The organism is Paenibacillus mendelii (genome assembly GCF_024498075.1).
GTDB lineage: Bacteria > Bacillota > Bacilli > Paenibacillales > Paenibacillaceae > Paenibacillus_Z > Paenibacillus_Z mendelii.
In genome coordinates this window covers 133,945-154,263 of the sequence record NZ_JANHOF010000004.1, presented here as the reverse complement: position 1 = coordinate 154,263, position 20,319 = coordinate 133,945, and the positions used below count along the sequence as shown (strand labels likewise).

Genomic DNA, 20,319 nt, shown 5'->3' with positions numbered 1-20,319 from the left:
CGGATGCTCAAGAAAAGGTTCAAATTCAAGAAAGACTACAGCCTCTTCTTCATTATTTTGTTTCTGTCCGGGCTGGGGCTGTTCATGATGCTTCCGCTTGTCTTCTTGGTAAGCACAGCGTTTAAGCCATCAGAGGAGCTGTTCATTTATCCACCGCGCTTCTTCGTGGAAAATCCAACGCTGCAGAACTTTAAAGATTTGTTTCTCGCTATGGCGGGTGACCAGATCCCGCTTTCTCGTTACTTTTTCAACAGCTTGCTTGTAAGTTGTATTACGGTATTCTTCACTGTACTGCTCGGTTCACTGGCGTGCTATCCATTATCTAAGCATAAGTTTCCGGGTAAAGACCAAATTTTCGGCTTGATCATTGTTTCCCTCATGTTCGCGCCGGAAGTCGTTGAGATCCCAAGATATTTGGTCGTCTCCTACCTGGGCTTAATGGATACTTATAGTGCCTTAATCCTGCCTTCGCTTGCATTCCCGATCGGATTGTTTCTCATGAAGCAGTTCATGGACCAGGTGCCTGACGAGATCTTCGAAGCCGGACGAATTGACGGCGCAAGCGAATGGACCATGATGTGGCGTCTTGCTCTTCCGCTCATCCGTCCAGCATGGGCCACTGTAGTCATCCTAGCATTCACCGCGATTTGGAATGATGCGGGCTCCTCGGCATTGTTCACGCAATCGGAAGAGATGAAGACGCTTCCGTATTACTTGTCTACGGTTAACGGTCAGGGTGTAGCCAGAGCAGGCGCCAACGCAGCGGCGACCTTTATTCTGACGGTACCGACGGTTCTTATCTTTATCTTATTTCAGCGTCAAGTCTTGTCGACGATGGCCCACTCGGGCATCAAATCCTAGGAGGGCGGAATATGCATCAGCTGATTCGAAAAATCGCGTTTTCGTCTATCGTCGCCATATTTGTAGCTGCAGTTATTCTGCCGGCTGCGGCGCTGGCCAAGACACCTTATCCGAACTATTATATTAGCCCTGACAATTTCTACCTCAAGGTGCCTGCACCTTATGTGCCGGATGGATTCATCTCGTTTGACGATAAGCCCGAGGGGGGCTTGAAGAAAGCACAGGATTTATTCATTGATAAGAATAACAATCTCTATATATCGGATACAGAGAATAAGCGGGTTATTAAGACGGACAGCAACGGTAATATTCTGAAGCTGTTCGGCGTATCGGAAGATACTTCCGATCCGGGTATACTGGGCTCTCCACGCGGTGTGTTCGTCGATGAAGAGGGCATGGTTTTCGTTGCCGATACCGGCAAGGAACGCATCGTTCAGTATGACGAGGATGGCCGGTATGTGAAGGAATTCGGCAAGCCTGACTCCGTATTGCTGGGCGCCGATTTCAAATACCAGCCGACCAAAATCGTCATCGACTCCCGCAAATATTTCTATGTCGTCAACCAAGGCGATCAGAAGGGCCTGATGATGCTGGACTCAGAAGGCGGCTTCCGGGGTTACTTTGGGGGCAACCGGGTCGAAGCCACGTTCGCAACGACACTCATTCGGCTCCTATATAACAAGGAGCAGCGCGCGGGGTCCTACGTGAAGCTCCCATACTCGTTCAACAATGTCTCGATTTCACCTGACGGCTACGTATATGCTTCGACAACCGGTTTGAGCAGCAATCAGATCCGGAAGCTTAACGCGGTTGGCGGCGATGTGTATCCGGCAGCGGGTTACAATTTCAAGGACAGATCGTTTGATTATGACAGCCTTCAGCAGAACTTCACGGACGTTGCGGTTGATGCGGATGGCAACATGACAATTATCGATAAGTCCTATGGCCGGATGTACCAATATGATGTTTCGGGCCGGATGCTATACGCCTTCGGAAGTAACGGCATCGGCAAAGGGCTGTTCGGCGTCGTCACAGCCATAAGCGTGGACAATAACGGATATTTATACGCGCTTGATGAGCTTCGCGGCGGCATACATAAATTCCGTCCAACGGAATTTACCAAGCTTGTTCATAAGGCGAACAGCTTCTACAACGAAGGGAAATACGAGGAATCGTTCGGACCTTGGGAAGAAGTGCGCAAGCGCAATAATTTCTATGAGCTTGCCCTCGTCGCAATGGGACAGACCAACCTGCGTCAGGAAGAATACGCGCAAGCGATGGATTATTTCAAGAATGCTTACGAAAAAACCGGTTATTCGGATGCGTTCTACGAATTCAGGCGTCTATATGTGAAGGAACACTTCGATTTCATTGCCACCAGTATTATCGTTGTGCTAGTCGTGCTCTTCCTTCTGTTCAAGTTCCGCAGCAGAATGAAAATTCGAATGTCCGACAAGACAAGGAAAATTGCAGTCATACGTGCGTGGCTGGCCACCTGGCGGTTCATTAAACTGTCGTTCCGTGTGATGACTAAGCCGTTCCTTGGCTTCGAGGAACTCCGATATGAGGATAAGGGTCGCTGGAAGCATGCGTTTATCCTGATCGGGCTCTATGTGGGTGCCAACATCCTGAACATCTTTATCGTGAGTTACCTGTATGAATCCATTCCGATCCAATTCGTGGATTGGCAGCAGGTCATTCTGTTCCCATTCCTGTATTGGGTGATATTCAGTACGGTGAACTACATGCTGACAACGATCATGGGCGGAGAAGGCCGGTGGCGCGACGTATTTATTGCGACGGCGTATTGCTTCACACCATACATCTTCTTCTCGATTCCGCTTACTCTGTTGACTCATGTTCTGACATTCAAGGAAGCCAGGTTTTATGACTTATTCGACTTGGTTCTGTTGATCTGGATGGTCTTCCTGTTCTATGTCAATGTCAGAGAAACGCATAGCTATGAAACCGGGCAGGCTGTCGGCGTTACGCTGCTTACTGGAATCGGCAGTGTCATTATGATCGGACTCTACCTGGTCCTTTATGGCCTTGGGCTAAACGTGATTGATTTCGTAGAACAAGTTGCGAGGGAGGCGTTCTTTGTTGGCTCATAAATGGATAACTCCCAAACGTATCGGGAATATCATCAAGATCGTCGTCGCCCTGATTCTGATCGGCTGGTTTATCTGGTGGATTAAGCCGACAGGGGAGCTTGATTTGCAGTTCTCTACAAATAAAGAAATTACCTATACGCATGCTGCAAAACCCGATGGCGGCGAGCTGCCATTGAGCGGCGGTATGAAAGTGGTTGCAGATGACGGCAATCTGGAATTGTCCGTGGACCTGGAGAGGCAGCTGTTCGCAATCCGCGACAAGCAATCCAATGTTGTATGGACCAGCAGTCCGGACGTAACCGGCGATGCGAAGATTAACGAGATCACTGGAGCGATGGTTTCTTCTCCGTTCATCTTTTCCTATACCAATAACCAGAAGGAAGCTGTCATCTCGAGCATTATGAAGGAAAAGGCGACGTGGAAGGCTTATACCATTCCTGGCGGTGTACAAGTCAAGTACGATATCAAAAGCTTGAAAATCGCGTTCACAGCAGAATTTGTGCTGGAGGACGGAGGGTTCTACATCAATCTCCCCGTGGAGGAAATTGTAGAGAAGGATATCAATAAACTGGTTTCAATTCAACCGCTCCCCAATTTCGGAGCCGCCAAGCAAGGTGACGACGGTTACATCATCGTCCCGGATGGAACCGGAGCGCTTACGTATTTTAATAAATCGCATACCCAAAACGATAAACGCGGATATTCGCAGTGGATTTACGGCGTAGATCCTACATTCGATCCAAACTATGGACCTAACAACAATGAACAGGTCCTGGTGCCGATTGTAGGTATGGTCAAGAAGGATGGCGGATATTTGCAAACGCTTGAGAAAGGCTCTGAGGATGCCAAAGTGTTCTCGCTTCCTCCAGGGGCAGCGAATTTAGAGTACTACCGGGGCGGATTTGAATTATTTATCCGCAAAAGCTACGTGACGCGGTTTGGCGAAGTTGGCGCTTCATTTACCCGCTACGAGAAATCGCCGATTATGACCGATCGTTCCATACGCTATGATTTTGTTTCCGGTCCGGATGTGACCTACACGGAATTAGCGGATAAAGTGAGCGATCGCTTCATGCCGATTCTTACAAACGAAAAAGCATCGAACCCGCCGCTCATTCAATTGTTTCATGGGGTAGAAAGCCGGGGTGACAGTTACTCTAAACGGCTGGAGACGATGACGACCTTCGATGAAGCACGAATTATTCTCGAGAAGCTGCAAAGCGAAGGCGTGAATAACATGATCGCCGAATTGAAAGGCTGGTATCAGAACGGCTATTACGGCAATCTTCCTAAACGCTTCCCGGTAGAAGGCGACTTCGGCGGCGAGAAGGGGTTGAGAGATCTCCTCAGCTGGACCAAAGAGAAGGGTATCGAAACGTCGCTGGAGGATAACTTGATCGAAGTATTCCGCGGCGAGAAGGTTGTTAGCTTACGTACCGATACCATCCGCAAGCCGGATAATGAACAATATATACTCCGGCCTGAAGGACCGACGGGATGGTATCGTTGGAGAACGGAGAGGCATTGGCTCAATCCTTATGTCATTGATGAAGAATACTTCGAAGACGATATTGAGAAGCTCAAAGACATGGGAGTGACAAGTGTCAACTATCGTCATTTCGGCGAGAAGCTCATTAGCGATTATAATTCTCACGGGCCGCTGCGGCGCGGAGAAACGAAAGCGTTCTTCGAGAGCTGGATCAATAAGACGAAGGAACAGCTGGGAAGTGCCGGTGTGTATTACGGGAATGCTTACGCAGCGAAGGCTGCGGATCGTGTACTCGATATCCCGCTCAGCACATCCAATGATTACATGCTGGACGTTCAGGTTCCTTTCCTTCAAATCCTTTACCATGGTAAGCGCCCTTATTATTCGAAAGCGATCAATCGCAGCGACGACCCGACGCTGGAGCTGCTAAAGTCCATCGAGTATGGCGCTATACCATCCTTTGAATTGACTTACCGGGAGACGACGCAGCTGAGGTATACAGACTATGATCTTTTGTTTAGCTCCAAGTATACGGACTGGCTTTCAACGATTAAGAAGGCCTATACCGCTTGGGAAGAAGCAATAGCACCTGTAGCCGGGCTGGCAATCACCGATCATGCGGTGATCACGAACGGCGTATTCCGTACGACATATAGCGACGGTACGGAAGTATGGACGAACTACAATGAACAGTCGTATAGCGGCGAAGGCATGACGGTGAAGCCGCTGGATTACGCGGTTCGCAAGGGCGGAGGTGCCAAATGAGTAAACGAAGAGGATACAGCCTGGAGCGCCGCAAAGTAACGGAAGGCTATTTATTCGTTTCGGTATGGGTCATCGGCTTCCTCGCTTTCACGCTATACCCGTTGTATATGAGCTTGAAGATCAGTATGACATCTGGAAAAATCAGTGACATATTGAACGGTGAGTTCGTGGGCCTGGATCATTATAAAAGAGTATTGACGGACGCAAGCTTCAGTCAGGTTTTCGTCGATCAAATTTTGAAATCATTAATGGATGCCCCGATCATCTCGATCTTCGCGCTGATCGCAGCGGTGCTCCTTAACGGAGATATTGTTGGCAAGCGTTATTTTCGAGCGGTTTTCTTCGCTCCGGTTATCATCAGCGGCTTGATGATCCGGATCTTGAATTCCCAGGGAGCCGCTGACTTCTCGATCTTTCAAGAGCTGGGTTCAAGCGCTTTGCTGATCAGCGATATTATCGGCGAGGATACCTTCGCTCGGATGGGAACATTGCTCTGGCGCAGCAGCGTTGAAATTCTGATCTTTCTTGCCGGCCTCCAGTCGATTCCGCGTTCGCTGTACGAAGCGGCGGAGATGGACGGAGCAACTCCGTGGGAATGCTTCTGGAAGATCACGCTGCCGACGATCTCGCCGATCGTATTGCTTTCTATTATTTACGCAACGATCGATTCCTTCACGGAACCGGACAATCAGATCATGGGGTATATCCGTGAAAGCACCATCACCAGATTGGACTTCTCTTACGGTGCAGCAATTAGCTGGATGTACTTCTTAGTTATTCTGCTTATTATCTTAATCATCTTTTACGTGGGAAGGAGGGTTACTGTCAATGAAGGATCTCAGCGTTAAGCTCTCGAAAGCCACGGGAATGCTGCAAGAAAACAATGTCGGCAAACGCTATACGCAGAAGGGAAAGAATCTCGCATTAAAGATCTTCTCGTATATCGTTCTTATTGAACTAGGCTTCATCTTCCTGCTGCCGCTGCTGTTTATGGTTAGCACATCGACCAAATCGCTAGCCGATCTGCTTGATTCCAGTGTCGTGTGGCTGCCGAATGGCGTGTATTGGGATAATTTCGTCGTAGCGTACAATAATCTTAATTTCGCCGTTACGCTCAAGAACAGCTTCATGATGGCGATCCTGCCAATGATCGGTCAAGTGCTTTCCTGTGCGATTGCAGGGTATGGCTTAGGGCGTTATCAGTTTCGCGGATCGAAGCTGATCTTTGCTCTTGTACTGCTCTGCTTGATCATTCCTCCCCAAACGATCATTATTTCGCTTTACTCACTATTTTCGGAGCTGGAATGGATCAACACCTATCTGCCATTTGTCGTTCCGGCATTCTTTGGCCAAGGCTTGCGCGGGGCATTGTTCATGCTCATCTTCACGCAATTTTTCAAGGGGCTGCCGAAAGAGCTGGATGAAGCGGCTCGGATCGACGGTGCAGGAGCGATTCGCGTATTTCTGACCGTCATGCTGCCACTGGCAAAACCGGCCATGTTCGTTGTCGCGATGTTTTCGCTTGTATGGAATTGGAATGATAACTACATGGCGTCATTCTTCGTGAATTCACCAGAAATGCGCCCGCTTTCGACTCAGCTGGACAGTATGAATGGCACATTCAATATGGGCGGAGGCGTTGAGAACGGACTTAATGAAGCGGTTATGATGGCTGGCTGTATCCTCGTTGTGTTACCACTATTCATTGTTTATATTCTAGGGCAACGTTACTTAGTAGAAGGTGTAGAACGAACGGGCTTGGCAGGGGATTAACACATGGCATAAGAAAGATCCGAATCGCCAAACGGCGATTCGGATCTGCAATGCCGGATCATTCCTCTACACTTGTCTCTTGTTTGCCGCCACAGCTGCCCCGGACGACGAGCTCGGCCGGTATAATGATATGCTGGGTTTGCCGTTCCTTCTTGCGCCCAATCATCTTGAACAGCAGCTTGGATGCCTCGCGCCCGATACTGAACAGATCGGTGCGTATGGATGAGATATCATGGTTCTCGGCTAACTGAGAATTCTCGAAGCTTACGATCGCGATGTCGCCGGGTACGATGAGGCTGCAAGCCATTGCGCGCTTCTTGATTCCGACGGCTTGTATGTCGCGGCCTGCGACAATCGCAGTTGGAGGATCCTTCAGCGATAAGAACCGATCAAGCGCTTCAACGCCGCTTGTTTCCCGGTTATCTCCGATATGGAAATAATGATCATTATACCGGATGTTATTGTCCTTCAAGGCTTCTTTGTAGCCTTCAAAGCGGTCATCCGCAAGTAAGTAATGAAGAGGTCCAGGGCTGACAAATCCAATCTTGCGATGGCCCAGCTTGATCAAATGCGCCGTATTGCGGTAACCGGCTTCGAAATTATCGATATCGACGGTGTCAATCGGTTCGTTATCGAAGAAGCTGCCCATAAATACGAATGGAAACTTCAACTTAATGAGTTCGTAAATCGGTTTGTAATTACGCGTCGGATTGAAAAAAAGGATTCCGTCAACCGCTCTCGTATGAACCAAGGACATCATTTTACTTGCATCATCATCGTCCTCGTTTTGTTCCCAAGCGAGCAGCAGGTTATAATTTTTTTCGTCGATCGACTCACCGATACCTTGAAGCATGTCATTGATTAAATTGTTATCATGAAATGTAAAAATGTTTGATTTGGGATGTGGGACGTAGAGACAAATGTTACCGGATTGTCTTGTTACTAATCCCCGGGCCGAACTGCTTGGATGGTAATTCAAGCGTTCAATGACCTCCATGATCCGCTTCTTCGTCTCGGGAGCCACAGGACCCGTGCCATTGATAGCGAAAGACACCGTGGAAATACTCACTTGGGCTTCTCTCGCGATATCTTTGATGGTCGCCATATTTGTAACCTCATTTTGCGATAAATTAGGTAGAATAAAACGTTTTAAGAACTACTATAGTTATAACATGTATGAATCGGCAATTAAACCCCACCTGATTTAGCATAAGTATATAAAAACGTTTTATATTGATAAATTCAAGGTATTATGGTATTATTAGGGACATCTAGCGGGATATTTTTTATAACGATAAAATGCAAGGGCTTACATTACTTTTTGTGGTAATTTAACTGAAGGGTGGTGGTTTTCTACAAGAATCAGTATTGCATTTTACAAAAACGTTTTAATTCGTTTTGCAATGATTCTTATTCTTAGTTAACCCATCGAGGAGGGGCAGTCCAATGCACGCAATTACTAGAAAAAGTTTATTGATTGCATTAATCGCTATTATTGCTTTTACGCTTGCAGCATGCAGCTCGGGGAACAACGAAAACAAGAATAATTCGACACCACCGGCAAACGAAGGGACTACTAACGAAACGAAGGAACCAGAAGCTGAACCTCCTGTGAAGAAAGATCCTGTTGAGCTGACTGTAGGTTCATGGGCTAGCGAATCGGAACAGAAATCGGTTGAAGACTGGTTTGCTGCCTTCCAGAAGACTCATCCGCATGTAACACTTAAATATATTGCGCTTGAAGGCGATCCGGGTGCAACGGCGCTGACAATGGCGGCTTCAGGCAATATGCCAGACGTTGTCTGGTTAGCGGATGCTCATGTTCGTTCCTTCTACGAGCAAGGTGTTGTCGCACCGCTTAACGATGCATTCGACCGCATGAGCGTCGATCTGAATGATGTCAACCCAGCGATGCTGAGCTATGGCGCGATCGATGGTAACTATTACTTTGCTCCACGTGACCTTAGTCACATGGTCGTGTTTACGAACAAGACCTTGCTTGAACAAGAAGGTATCCCGATGCCTACTGATGGATGGACATGGGATCAATTCGTGGATATCGTCAAACAAGTAACCAAGAAGAATGATGCTGGCGAAACGACGCAATACGGCGTTGATTTTAACTTTAACTGGCTGCCGAACTATATCGCATTCGCCCAAGCTGCGGGTGGAGACTATTTAAACCGTGAGACCATGAAGCTTCAATTCTCTGATCCTAAAGTCATTGAAGGTTTGAATATGTATGCGAATCTAATCAAAGAAGGCTATGCACTCAATCCATTCACACCGTCACCGAATAACTTCGCCGAGGGTAAAGCTGCATTCTTTTTCCATGTAAGACCAGGTGCCAACTCTGTTAAAGATTGGGCTAAAGCGAAGAACTTCCAGTGGGATGTCGTTACCCTTCCTGTTACACCTGTCAAGTATGCAGTCGGCTCCGGAACTTCCGGCTATGCTGCTAACGCGAAATCGAAGCATCTGGAAGAAGCGACGGATTTTGTTGCCTCGCTGCTTACCGCAGAACCGCATAAAGCATTCGGTATGGCAGGCAACGCTGTACCGGTCTTGAAATCATTAGTCAGCGATCCATACTGGAGAAACATTCCAGAGGAAGGCAAGAATGACGATGCCTATATTGCGCATCCGGAGAACGATGTAGGTCGTGATACGGATGTATTGCTGCCAGCAGCAGCAGGTTCTAAACTGTCTAATCTGCTAGCCGATGCATTCATCAAGTATTTCAACGGCCAAGCTTCGCTTGAGGATGCATTGAAAGTCGTTGACGAACAAACCAACGCACTACTCAAATAGTTATTTACATTGACGAAGCTGCAGCAAGTGAAAACAGAGGCATCATACACCAAGAAGGATGAGCAGAATAAGATCGCTGCTCATCCTTCTTTTTCATATTCATATAAATAATCATCCGCACACAAACTCAAAGACCAACATGAAAGCTTTATCACACAAATTATTATTCCAAATGAAGAGAGCTATACTGTCATAATAAGTATATTGTGGTAATATATAATTGTGAAATGTAAGTGCTTACATTTCTGTGGTTACAATCGCTATTATGGGTGGTGGTCCAGCCTTTAGAATTAGAGGCTATATAACTAAAAGCCTATAAAAACATGATTGTGTTACTGTTTATTTATTTTCCGAGGAGGGGTAGTACGATGCAGACAATTACGAGAAAAAGCTTATTGATTGCATTAGTAGCTATTATCGCTTTTACGCTTGCAGCATGCAGCTCGGGTAACAGTAAAAATGAACCCCCAACGAATACACCGCCAAATAATAGCAATACCAATGAGCCTACTAACACCGATAAGGAGCCGGAACCGCCTGCAGAAAAGAAAGATCCTGTTGAGCTGACTGTTGGCAGCTTTGGCAGTGAGTCAGAGCAGAAATCGGTGGAAGATTGGTTTGCAGTCTTCCAAAAGACGCATCCCCATGTAACGCTTAAGTATATGGCGCTTGAAGGCGATCCGGCCAACACTGCGATATCCATGGCAGCATCAGGCAACATGCCCGATGTCGTGTGGCTATCAGATGGTCATGTTCGTACTTTCTACGAACAAGGAATTGTAGCTCCGCTTAACGATGCATTTGACCGTATGGGTGTCGATCTGAATGATGTTAACCCAGCGATGCTGAGCTATGGTGCGATCGAGGGCAACTATTACTTTGCTCCGCGCGACCTTAGTCATATGGTTGTTTTCGCGAATAAGACATTGCTTGAGCAAGAAAGTATCACAATGCCTGCCGATGGATGGACATGGGATCAATTCGTTGATATCGTGAAGCAAGTAACGAAGAAGAATGATGCCGGAGAAACCATGCAATACGGCGTTGATTTTAACTTCAACTGGCTGCCAAACTACATTGCATTCTCACAAGCTGCCGGTGGCGACTACTTAAACCGAGAAACCATGAAGGTTCAATTCTCCGATCCTAAAGTCATTGAAGGATTGAATATGTATGCGAATCTGATCAAAGAAGGCTATGCCTTTAATCCATTCTCAGGTTCACCTAACACATTCCATGAGGGTAAAATTGCATTTTACTTTGGAGTAAGACCGCACGCGAATTCAGTTAAAGATGCTGCAAAAGCTAAGAACTTCCAGTGGGATCTTGTTACGCTTCCTGTAACACCTGTTAAATACGCAGTCGGTTCGGGAACTTCCGGCTATGCTGCCAACGCAAAATCGAAGCATCTGGAGGAAGCGACTGATTTTGTTGCTTCTCTGCTTACTCCCGAAGCTCACAAAGCTTTCGGCTTGGCAGGGAATGCTGTGCCACTCTTGAAATCCTTAGTCAGTGATCCGTATTGGAGAAACATCCCGGAAGCAGGCAAGAATGATGATGTCTATGTTGCTCATCCGGAGAATGATGTAGGCCGTGATACCGACGTGCTGCTGCCTGCAGCGGCGGGTACGAAAATTGTAGGCTTGCTTGGCGACGCATTCTCCAAATATTTGAATGGTCAAACCTCGATAGAGGATGCTTTGAGGGCCGTAGATGAACAAGTAAACGCACTGATAAAATAAACATCGTTCATACAGCGGTAAATAGATCACCAATCAAAAATGGTTGAGCAGAGAAACTCTGCTCAACCATTTTTCTTATATTTTGCCGCCCATTGTTTTCTTCAGCAAGAAAGGGGTGACCAGGGTCGTAATAATGACGGCTATGACGAGTACGGTAAAATACTTCTGCTCCAGCAGCCCGGCCTGAAGGCCGATCGTAGCGATAATTAATGCGACCTCTCCGCGGGAAACCATCCCTGAACCAATCCCGATTGAGGAACGGGTAGAGAATCCGGTCAAGCGGGCACCGATCCCGGAACCGACCAGCTTGGTTAGAATTGCGACTATGGTAATAACAATCAGCAGCCAGATTTGATCGCCGATTCCCTTGAAGGAAACCGAGAAACCGACGCTTACGAAGAAGATCGGAACGAAGATCGTGTAGGCAATGGGCTCCAGCTTATGCTCAACTTCCTCTTTATAATTCGTTTGCGAGATGGCAAGGCCTGCCGCGAAAGCGCCAATGATGCCGGCTACGCCAAATTGTTCCGCGACATAAGCGAGGAAGAAGCACACAATGAGGCCGGCGCTTATGACCGACTCCGTTACGCGAAGAGGCGCCAACCATCGCATGACCCATTTAATCCCCTGCCATATGAACAAGCCTACGAGAAGGAAGAACACGAATTTCTTCCCGACGACTAAGGCCAGATTCACATCCTGACCGCCGAAGATACTCATGACGAATGCAAGGAGAACGACTACCAGGATATCGTCAAGTATGGCAGCGCCGAGAATGGTTGTGCTTTCGCGGCTCTTTAACAGACCCAAATCCTTGAGTGACTGAACGGATATGCTGACTGAAGTAGCCGATAATAGCAAACCCAGAAATACTGAATGCGATGTTTCCATTCCGATTGCAAGTCCAATAAGGTATCCGCCTAGGAAGGGGAGAATGATGCCTCCAGTGGCAACGGCCAATGAAGATTTGAAGGAACGCTTCAGATCATCCATGTTCGTCTCAAGCCCCGCCATAAACATAAGCATCAGCACGCCGATTTCACTCAGTTCATCAATAATAGTGGAGTTGGTCACCCAACCCAGCATTGCAGGTCCGATGATAATGCCGATCAGCAGCTTACCCACAACGGCTGGTTGGCCGATCCGGACACTCAAGTCGCCCGCAAGCTTTGTAGCCAAAATAATAATTAAGATGGTTAAATAAAACATAACATTCCCCCTGTGCGTTCTCAATGACATGACTATTTTACCCAAAAAAGACAAAAAGGAGCCTGCGGTGTGCAGGCTCCTCCAATTAAAACGTATTGTGTTTTTATAAGTAATGCTTATATTATAGCACAGCGTCCTGAAGGGGTAAAGGGGTTTCGCACCCCCGAATACAGGATATTATTTTCGTGAATAATGGGGAATAGAAAGGAGTAGAAGTCGATATGCGAATATTACTGAAGGTTATTCTAATCGTAACGGCCATACTTATTATTTCTCATCAGGACGCTTATGCTGCCGATCTATCACCGAAAGCCCGGGCGAGTCTCCAGCGTTTAATGAAGGAAAGCCGCAGTCCGTTAGAAGTGTACTGGAACGACACGATGAACACGCCTTCTATACTGAAGGGCGAATTGTCGAGGCCCTCGAAGCATACGCCTGAATGGATTGCTTATAAATATTTGAATAAAACGAAAGCGCTGTACGGTATACAATTTCCAAACCGGGATATGAAGATAATCGGGGTGGATCGCAGTCATTCCGGCCGCATTCGTGTCTCTTTGCAGCATCTATTGTATCGAACGCCTGTCTGGGGGGACAGCATGATGATTGAGATCGACGATGATGGCGTCATCCGTCAGGTGCAGAGCCGGATTCATCCTTATATGGAGAAAAAACTCTTTTATCGTCCGATGCATGCTTCCGTTTCGTTCAAGAAAGCGGCTGCTATTGCAGAAGATGTATTTCAAAAACGGGAGGTGGCCGTCGAAGAGATGGACATCATAACCTATTACCTCCCTACGCGCCCAGGAACTCCGCTAATCTATGCTGTCATGGTTCGAAATCAGGATACCGGCGTGGAGACTACCTTGTTTATTCATGCCGTGACCGGGCGTGTGATCGACCCCAATCCATTATAAGGACCTCTAAGACAAGAGGAGCGGAGGTCTACTAGTGAGCTTACTGCCACTAGCCCGGCGGCAGTGAGGTGTGCCCTGTTACCGCGTAGCTTTCCAGCCATCGAATCGCGAAAGTACTTAATGTCATTAATCGTACAAGCGTGGACGAGGTCGCAGCGTCTGACTTCTCGCCATTAGGTGCTCGATTTAACCAAGCGCGTATGATTGTTTTATCCGCTTCTGAACCGTTTGTTCATGAATAAACTGATGCGATAAAACGCGAGGAGCGGGTGATAAACGGCTTGCAAGGAAAAGCAGCATTCGAGCTGCTGATGCCAAGATATGATTTTGCCCAAATCGTGTTAGAGTAAACGTAGAAGCAGCCAATAAGCAGGAACAAACAAAGAAGATGAATCCGCCGATTCATCTTCTTTGTTATATCTTATGATTCTAGTGGGCAGCATCCGGCATATTCAAGGTGCATAATCCGGTGGTTACCCCACCCGCGGCGATAGTCAACAAGGAAAGAATAAACGTATCCTCGGGGAGAAGGAGTGCCCCTGCGCTGACAATGATACCGTCCATGATGAAAATCATAACCCCGATATTCATTGGTATAAACCGCGAAATATAATGCGCGAGCAGATCTAACCCGCCTGTGCTGCAGTCGAACCTTAGCATGATGCCCAGACCAAGACCGATCAGAGCACCTCCCAGGATCGACCGGGTGATCGGCGTCCATTCAATATAATAAAGAAAATAGTAATGATACGGCTCGAGCAGATCAATCAGATAACTGGAGAGCAGCAGACCGATCACACTGGTATAGATCGTCTTATGGTTATGGCGCCATATGAAAACAAAGATCGGAATGCTCAGAAGCAGCATGACCAGCCCGACTTTTATTTTAAACAAGTAATTGAGAATGAGCGAAATTCCGATTAAGCCGCCGTCCAATACCTTTAATGGCATTAAGAAAAAATTAATGGCGATGGCGATGAGGAAGCTGCCGCTAACGATCGCTGCTATTTTGGGTAGCGTGAGCATGGTAACCTACCTGCCTCCTGTATGGGCTGTCCTATATATATGCTTGTTCGATGTGCATTCATGACGATTTCGAAGGAATTCCTATATAGAGCCTAACTTACAATCAACAGCTTTATTAGGTATAATATACGAAGCATTGGAGGACTGAAGACCATCCTGCGGTGTAAGAAGCTTATCCGCACCCGTGGAGTTCAACCATAGAAAGGGAATTTTCGAATGAACACTCAACAATTGGATCAATTGAAAAAGATGCGTAATGAAATCACACGATTCATGCTCAAATACAAATTTGCTTTGGAAGAGATGGAGACGAAAATTGAGATTCTAAAAGAGGAGTTTCAATCCCTTCACGATTATTGCCCGATTGAGCATACGAACACGAGATTGAAAACGCCGGAGAGCATCATGAAGAAGCTGATTCGTAAAGGCGGAACCATTGCGATTGACTCGATCGAGGAATATGTCAAAGATATTGCCGGACTGCGAATTACCTGCTCATTCATATCGGATATCTACCGGGTAAGTGAGATCCTGCAGAAGCAAAGCGATTTGAAGATTCTTCAAGTCAAGGATTATATCAAAAACCCCAAATCCAATGGATACAAGAGCTTGCACTTATTAATCGAAGTCCCTGTATTCTTATCCGATCGGGTAGAGAACGTATGTGTCGAGATTCAAATACGAACGATCGCGATGGACTTCTGGGCAAGCCTGGAACATAAAATTTTTTACAAATATAATCGTTCCGTCCCCCAGCATCTGCTCGAAGAGATCAAGGAAGCGGCGGATACGGCAAATGCGCTTGATCAACAGATGGAGCGATTGATGCAAGAGGTTCAATCGATCAAAGATTTGCAGCATGAGGATACGGAGAGAGAACTTAGGAGCATCACCATTAATAATCAGAAGTTTAACCTTCCCGAAGCATTATTGGAGATATTAGGGAAAGAATAAGACAGGAATTCCGGTAGCTGTCTGCACAGTTCGAACATAAGAACGCCTTGTCGATAAATAGTTGATTACAGTGGCATGAAGTGACAAACACCGCAGGCTGGATCTGTTAGCATAGAGTTCATCTCACTGAAAAAAGGGAGCTGAACTGATGCAGCGCGTAATGGATCAAGTGTTTGAGAATGAAACGATTGTTTTTGATGGATTTCATTTTATTGGATGTTCGTTTATAAACTGTATTCTAATCATTACCTCGGGTACCTTCGACTTCGATCGCTGCTCGTATCGTGGATCGACCTTCTATGTTGACCCTAGTCTGTCGATCTTTGATGTGAAGCAGTCCCTATATGAGGATGCAGATCTCCATTCGCTCGAAGAAAGCCACAGTCTAGATGTCGTCGAAATTCAACGATGAGTGGACGGCACTACAGAAATAAAGGGTTTCAACAGTCATTATCGAATTATTAGGCAGAGCGCCTTCAACGGTGGTCTGTCTTTTTCATGCATCGAAGTAAATGGTGAAGGGAGAGTTTCTTCATGAAGTATCGCAGACTTGGCAAAACAGAGCTTCGCGTTTCCATTATTGGCGTAGGCACCTGGCAGTTCGGCGGCGAATGGGGCAAGCAGTTTACACAGGAGGAAGCAGATGCGATATTGGACCGGGCATCCGAGCTCGGAATCAATCTCATTGATACGGCGGAGTGCTACGGCGACCATCTGTCGGAGCAATTCATCGGCAGCTATCTGTCGCGGCGTAACCGGGATCAATGGGTTGTCGCAACGAAATTCGGCCATCACTTTCATGAACGCTTCACGAGAACGGACAATTACTCGGCAGATGACGTCGTCAATCAGCTGGATGCTTCATTGAAAGCACTCCAGACGGAATATATTGATTTGTATCAGTTCCACTCCGGACCTGATGCGGCTTTTGATAATGATTCCTTATGGACCGTGCTCGATAAACAAATTCAGGCTGGTAAAATACGGCATCTTGGTACTTCCATCGGGAATAATGGCAACATCCATCAGACGAATGCTTCTACCGAGGTGGGGTCACAAGCAATTCAAGTGGTCTATAACCGGTTAGACCGGGTGCCTGAAGAGGAAGTATTCGTCTCTTGCGAGCGGCAGGACTTAGGTGTTCTCGCACGAGTGCCGCTGGCGAGCGGCTATCTTAGCGGCAAATATAAGCCTGGCGCTGTCTTCGATGCAACCGATGTGAGGCATCGCCATGATAAGGAGATTACCGAGCGCAAGCTGAAGGAGGTTCAGCGGATCCAGCAGGAGGAAGTGCCGGCAGGAGTCGATATGGCCTCGTGGGCGCTGGCTTGGTGCTTGAAGCATCCAGCTGTTACGGCAGTAATTCCGGGCTGCAAAAACCCCGAGCAGGTGACGGCTAACGCTAGAGCTGCCGAACTGACAGAGGATGATCATCCGCAAACCTGGAACCGGTAAGCATCCGCATAGCCGGATCGGATAACCCGCTCTCAAGAGCGGGTTATTTCCGTATACCCTAGCGTTCTCTCTTGAGAGCCGACTTGAAGGGTGCAGTATACCAGAGGATAAGATGAAGGAGGGGGAAACAGTGGAGCCGAAATGGTTGGAATGGGTGAAGCAAATCCAGTCTATCGCTCAGATTGGGTTGACATATGCCAAGGACCCGTATGACGTTGAACGATATGAAGCGCTTAGACAGCTGAGCATTGAGATGGTGTCTACTTACACGTTCATGGAGAAAGAGCAGGTTGAGCTTGTTTTTGCTAATGAAAAGGGGTATGCCACACCTAAGGTGGATATACGCGGCGTTGTTTTTCATCAAGGCAAGCTGCTTCTGGTGCGTGAAAAAGGGGATGGAGCCTGGGCATTGCCTGGAGGGTGGGCGGATATCGGATATTCCCCCTCGGAAATAGCTGTGAAAGAGATTAAAGAAGAATCCGGATTTGATGTCAAACCCGTTCGGCTGCTGGCTGTCATGGATAAAAAGAATCATGATCATCCGCCTGAGCTCTACCATGTGTATAAGTTCTTTATCGAATGCGTTATCATCGGCGGAGAAGCAAAGACTGGCCTGGAAACAAGCGGTGTGGATTTTTTTGATGAACATCACTTGCCTGAGCTGTCGTTGGAAAGAAACACGGTGAAGCAGATTCAGACGATGTTTGAATTCTTACATGATACTGGCAAAAGTGTCATTCTTGATTAGAACGAAGCGCATGCTCCAACCCCCGAACCGCATTTCAGGGTATTCCCCGACTTACAAGCAATGGCTGATTCGATACAATAGAAGGTATAGAACGGGTCGGGTGTATCACGAAGGGACGGGAAAGCATGAGTACGACACTTGTTGAATATGGAAGCCGGGCGGATCTTCTGGAACGGTTTCGGATGGAGACGGGAAGTCAATTCGCCGCGCTAGCAGAAGCCCTCAGTTTACAAGGAACCATGAAGTGGACAATCATTCTCGGTAATCGTAATGATCGTGTCGCTCTGATGACAGTCAAGGCCGGGTCAGGCTTAGCGGGCATGGCTAGACGTCTTGGCATCATGTGTCATTCCCGGCGAGGCAAGCTCGGTAATCATTCGGTACCGGAATGCCCTGTTATGTTAGCGGAGCAGCTGCAGGAAGCGGCTGCATTCCCGATCGTCGCAGCAGGCTTAAGAGCGACCGCAGGTGTCCTGTATATGGGCAGGCGATCGGGGGAGGAGTATGCCTCTTCGGATATTGAAGCCGGCTTGCGTTATGCAAACGCTCTCTCATCCCAACTGAATCCAGCCTTCCCAGCAGGTGATAGCAATTGCTATAATGAGGGGAATAACGTTCATTGAACCGGGGTGTGGAAGATTGATTTCAATTATCATTGTGGATGATCATGCTGTGGTCCGTTCCGGACTGAAGCTCCTCTTAAGCGAGAAAGAAGATATGACGGTCGTTGGCGAAGCATCCGAGGGTGATGAAGCCATTGCGCTAGCCGGGCAGCTGCGGCCTGATGTTGTATTGATGGACCTGAGCATGCCGCATGGGAAAGACGGACTTACGGCAGCGAAGGAACTCAGCCAGATTCTCCCGGATACTGCGGTCCTCATCTTAACGATGCATGACGACGACGAGTATTTGTTCCGGGCCATACAGGCCGGAGCCTCCGGCTACGTATTGAAGAGTGCGCCCCACGAGGAGCTGGTGACCGCAATACGAACGGTGGCGGGGGGGAACGCCTATTTATATCCAACCGCGACGAAGCGGCTCATGAGTGAATATATGGATTGTTTTCAGGCAGGCAGCAATCAAGACCAATATGATACGCTGACTACGCGAGAGAAGGAGATTCTCTCCCTGGCTGCCAAGGGCTATGCGAACAAAGAAATAGCCGAGCAGCTCTTTATTAGCGTGAAGACGGTGGAGACCCATAAGAGTAATGTCATGGAGAAGCTTGGGCTGCGTTCAAGACCGGATCTGATTAAGTACGCGGTGAAAAAGGGGCTGTTGAATTATGAATAATTCATGGGACCGCACCGAGTCGGAATTAATTGGACCTCGTGTCAAAGGTCTGCTCGCACGCATCGAGGAGCAGATCGGCGATGAGAATTTCCGCCATGAGCTCAAACACTCTCTGAAGCAATTGGCTGATGTCAAATTTGCTCTCGATGAATCCTCAATCGTCGCCGTTACGGACCGGAAGGGCAAAATCATCTATGTGAATAATAAGTTTTGCGATATATCCAAGTACAGCCGGGAAGAATTGATTGGGAAGGATCATCGTATTATCACTTCCGGCCATCATACGAAGGAATTTATGAGCACCCTTTGGGAAACGATCCTATCCGGTAACGTATGGACTGGCGACATCAAGAATCGGGCAAAGGACGGGAGCTATTACTGGGTTCATACGACGATCGTTCCCTTTCTGGATGCGCAAGGACTCCCCTATCAGTTTCTGGCAATCCGCAATGAGGTGACGCGGCTGAAGAAGGTCGAGGAGGATTTACAGCACATGATGGCGCAGGTGATGCGCATTCAAGAGGAGGAACGGCGCAAGTTTTCACGTGAGCTTCATGACGGAATCGGACAAAGCTTGTTCTCGCTCCTCATTCAGATTGATCGAATCTCATCTGCCAAGGATGCGGGTGAAGAGAATATGGTACAGCTTCGGAACCATATCGTCGGGATTATGGAGGAGGTAAGGGGCTTGGCATGGGAGCTTCGCCCTTCGGTATTGGATGATCTCGGCGTTGTTCCTGCAATTCGATCGTATATCGACAATTATAGTGATCATTACGGTATACAAGTGAAGCTCGAGTGCAGCCTTCGCAACCGGCTTCATGCGCAAGCAGAGACGGCCGTCTACCGTATTATTCAGGAAGCGCTCACCAATATTGCCAAATACGCGGACGTCTCTGAAGCGGAGGTGTCCATAACCGAGTCCGATACGGAGGTTGTCGCGCGAATTGCTGATCGGGGCGCTGGTTTCGATACAACCTCAAGAAGCAGCGGCGTTGGGTTATTCAGCATGGAAGAACGTGCGAGAGTTGTCGGGGGCCGATTTGAGCTGACCTCCGAGCTTGAGCGTGGCACGGTCATTACATTCACAATCTTGAAGCAGCTGTGATTAATCTCACAGCAGTTCAGCCAGACATCGCGTACAGTATTCTCAAAGGGTTTG

At 47.7% G+C, this 20,319-nt stretch carries 18 protein-coding genes; 15 read left to right on the top strand and 3 right to left on the bottom strand.

Annotated elements, in window-relative coordinates; genetic code table 11:
• Positions 1-3: 3 nt before the first annotated feature.
• From NNL21_RS15040 to NNL21_RS15020, 5 genes are read left to right on the top strand one after another with little or no spacing between them, the layout of a single operon-like run.
• Complete coding sequence (locus tag NNL21_RS15040; protein ID WP_204818095.1) at positions 4-861, top strand: carbohydrate ABC transporter permease; 858 nt, start codon at positions 4-6, stop codon at positions 859-861.
• An 11-nt stretch (positions 862-872) separates the two neighbouring features.
• A complete protein-coding gene (locus NNL21_RS15035; protein ID WP_204818094.1) occupies positions 873-2,975 on the top strand; it encodes a YIP1 family protein in 2,103 nt (700 codons plus the stop codon).
• Positions 2,965-5,229, top strand: coding sequence for a DUF5696 domain-containing protein (locus NNL21_RS15030; RefSeq protein WP_204818093.1), 2,265 nt, complete (start codon positions 2,965-2,967; stop codon positions 5,227-5,229). Before NNL21_RS15035 ends, NNL21_RS15030 begins: the two co-directional genes overlap by 11 nt.
• Positions 5,226-6,077, top strand: a complete 852-nt coding sequence (locus tag NNL21_RS15025; protein ID WP_204818092.1) for a carbohydrate ABC transporter permease — start codon at positions 5,226-5,228, stop codon at positions 6,075-6,077. The genes NNL21_RS15030 and NNL21_RS15025 overlap by 4 nt, the downstream gene beginning before the upstream one ends.
• Positions 6,058-7,002, top strand: a complete 945-nt coding sequence (locus NNL21_RS15020) for a carbohydrate ABC transporter permease (RefSeq protein ID WP_204818091.1) — start codon at positions 6,058-6,060, stop codon at positions 7,000-7,002. The genes NNL21_RS15025 and NNL21_RS15020 overlap by 20 nt, the downstream gene beginning before the upstream one ends.
• Positions 7,003-7,060: 58 nt before the next feature.
• Here NNL21_RS15020 and NNL21_RS15015 read toward each other — a convergent pair whose 3' ends face one another.
• The gene (locus NNL21_RS15015) at positions 7,061-8,107 is read right to left on the bottom strand and encodes a LacI family DNA-binding transcriptional regulator (protein ID WP_204818090.1); all 1,047 of its coding nucleotides are present in this window, start codon (positions 8,105-8,107) and stop codon (positions 7,061-7,063) included.
• Positions 8,108-8,448: 341 nt separating this feature from the next.
• Here NNL21_RS15015 and NNL21_RS15010 point away from each other — a divergent pair, with 341 nt between their 5' ends.
• Positions 8,449-9,813 (top strand): ABC transporter substrate-binding protein, encoded by a 1,365-nt coding sequence (locus tag NNL21_RS15010; RefSeq protein ID WP_204818089.1) that lies wholly within the window; start codon positions 8,449-8,451, stop codon positions 9,811-9,813.
• 368 nt (positions 9,814-10,181) lie between these two features.
• Complete coding sequence (locus NNL21_RS15005; RefSeq protein WP_204818088.1) at positions 10,182-11,555, top strand: ABC transporter substrate-binding protein; 1,374 nt, start codon at positions 10,182-10,184, stop codon at positions 11,553-11,555.
• 75 nt (positions 11,556-11,630) lie between these two features.
• Here NNL21_RS15005 and NNL21_RS15000 read toward each other — a convergent pair whose 3' ends face one another.
• Positions 11,631-12,794, bottom strand: coding sequence for a cation:proton antiporter (locus NNL21_RS15000; protein ID WP_204818087.1), 1,164 nt, complete (start codon positions 12,792-12,794; stop codon positions 11,631-11,633).
• Positions 12,795-12,985: 191 nt separating this feature from the next.
• Here NNL21_RS15000 and NNL21_RS14995 point away from each other — a divergent pair, with 191 nt between their 5' ends.
• Positions 12,986-13,681, top strand: coding sequence for a hypothetical protein (locus tag NNL21_RS14995; RefSeq protein WP_204818086.1), 696 nt, complete (start codon positions 12,986-12,988; stop codon positions 13,679-13,681).
• Positions 13,682-14,110: 429 nt separating this feature from the next.
• Here NNL21_RS14995 and NNL21_RS14990 read toward each other — a convergent pair whose 3' ends face one another.
• Entirely contained in the window at positions 14,111-14,707 is a 597-nt protein-coding gene (locus NNL21_RS14990; protein WP_204818085.1) for a YitT family protein, read from the bottom strand.
• Positions 14,708-14,923: 216 nt separating this feature from the next.
• On the opposite strand from NNL21_RS14990, the gene NNL21_RS14985 reads away from it, so the two are divergent.
• From NNL21_RS14985 to NNL21_RS14955, 7 genes are all read left to right on the top strand, one after another.
• Positions 14,924-15,661 carry a GTP pyrophosphokinase gene (locus NNL21_RS14985; protein WP_204818084.1) on the top strand — a complete coding sequence of 246 codons (738 nt, stop codon included), beginning with the start codon at positions 14,924-14,926 and terminating at the stop codon, positions 15,659-15,661.
• Between the two features lie 148 nt (positions 15,662-15,809).
• Complete coding sequence (locus NNL21_RS14980) at positions 15,810-16,073, top strand: hypothetical protein (RefSeq protein ID WP_204818083.1); 264 nt, start codon at positions 15,810-15,812, stop codon at positions 16,071-16,073.
• 122 nt (positions 16,074-16,195) lie between these two features.
• Positions 16,196-17,116: an aldo/keto reductase gene (locus NNL21_RS14975; RefSeq protein ID WP_204818082.1), complete on the top strand. Its 921-nt coding sequence runs from the start codon at positions 16,196-16,198 to the stop codon at positions 17,114-17,116.
• Positions 17,117-17,246: 130 nt separating this feature from the next.
• Complete coding sequence (locus NNL21_RS14970; RefSeq protein ID WP_204818081.1) at positions 17,247-17,864, top strand: NUDIX hydrolase; 618 nt, start codon at positions 17,247-17,249, stop codon at positions 17,862-17,864.
• Positions 17,865-17,989: 125 nt separating this feature from the next.
• Positions 17,990-18,487: a hypothetical protein gene (locus NNL21_RS14965; protein WP_204818080.1), complete on the top strand. Its 498-nt coding sequence runs from the start codon at positions 17,990-17,992 to the stop codon at positions 18,485-18,487.
• A 16-nt stretch (positions 18,488-18,503) separates the two neighbouring features.
• Complete coding sequence (locus NNL21_RS14960) at positions 18,504-19,157, top strand: response regulator transcription factor (protein ID WP_305880819.1); 654 nt, start codon at positions 18,504-18,506, stop codon at positions 19,155-19,157.
• Entirely contained in the window at positions 19,150-20,265 is a 1,116-nt protein-coding gene (locus NNL21_RS14955) for a PAS domain-containing sensor histidine kinase (RefSeq protein ID WP_204818079.1), read from the top strand. Before NNL21_RS14960 ends, NNL21_RS14955 begins: the two co-directional genes overlap by 8 nt.
• Positions 20,266-20,319 lie beyond the last annotated feature (54 nt).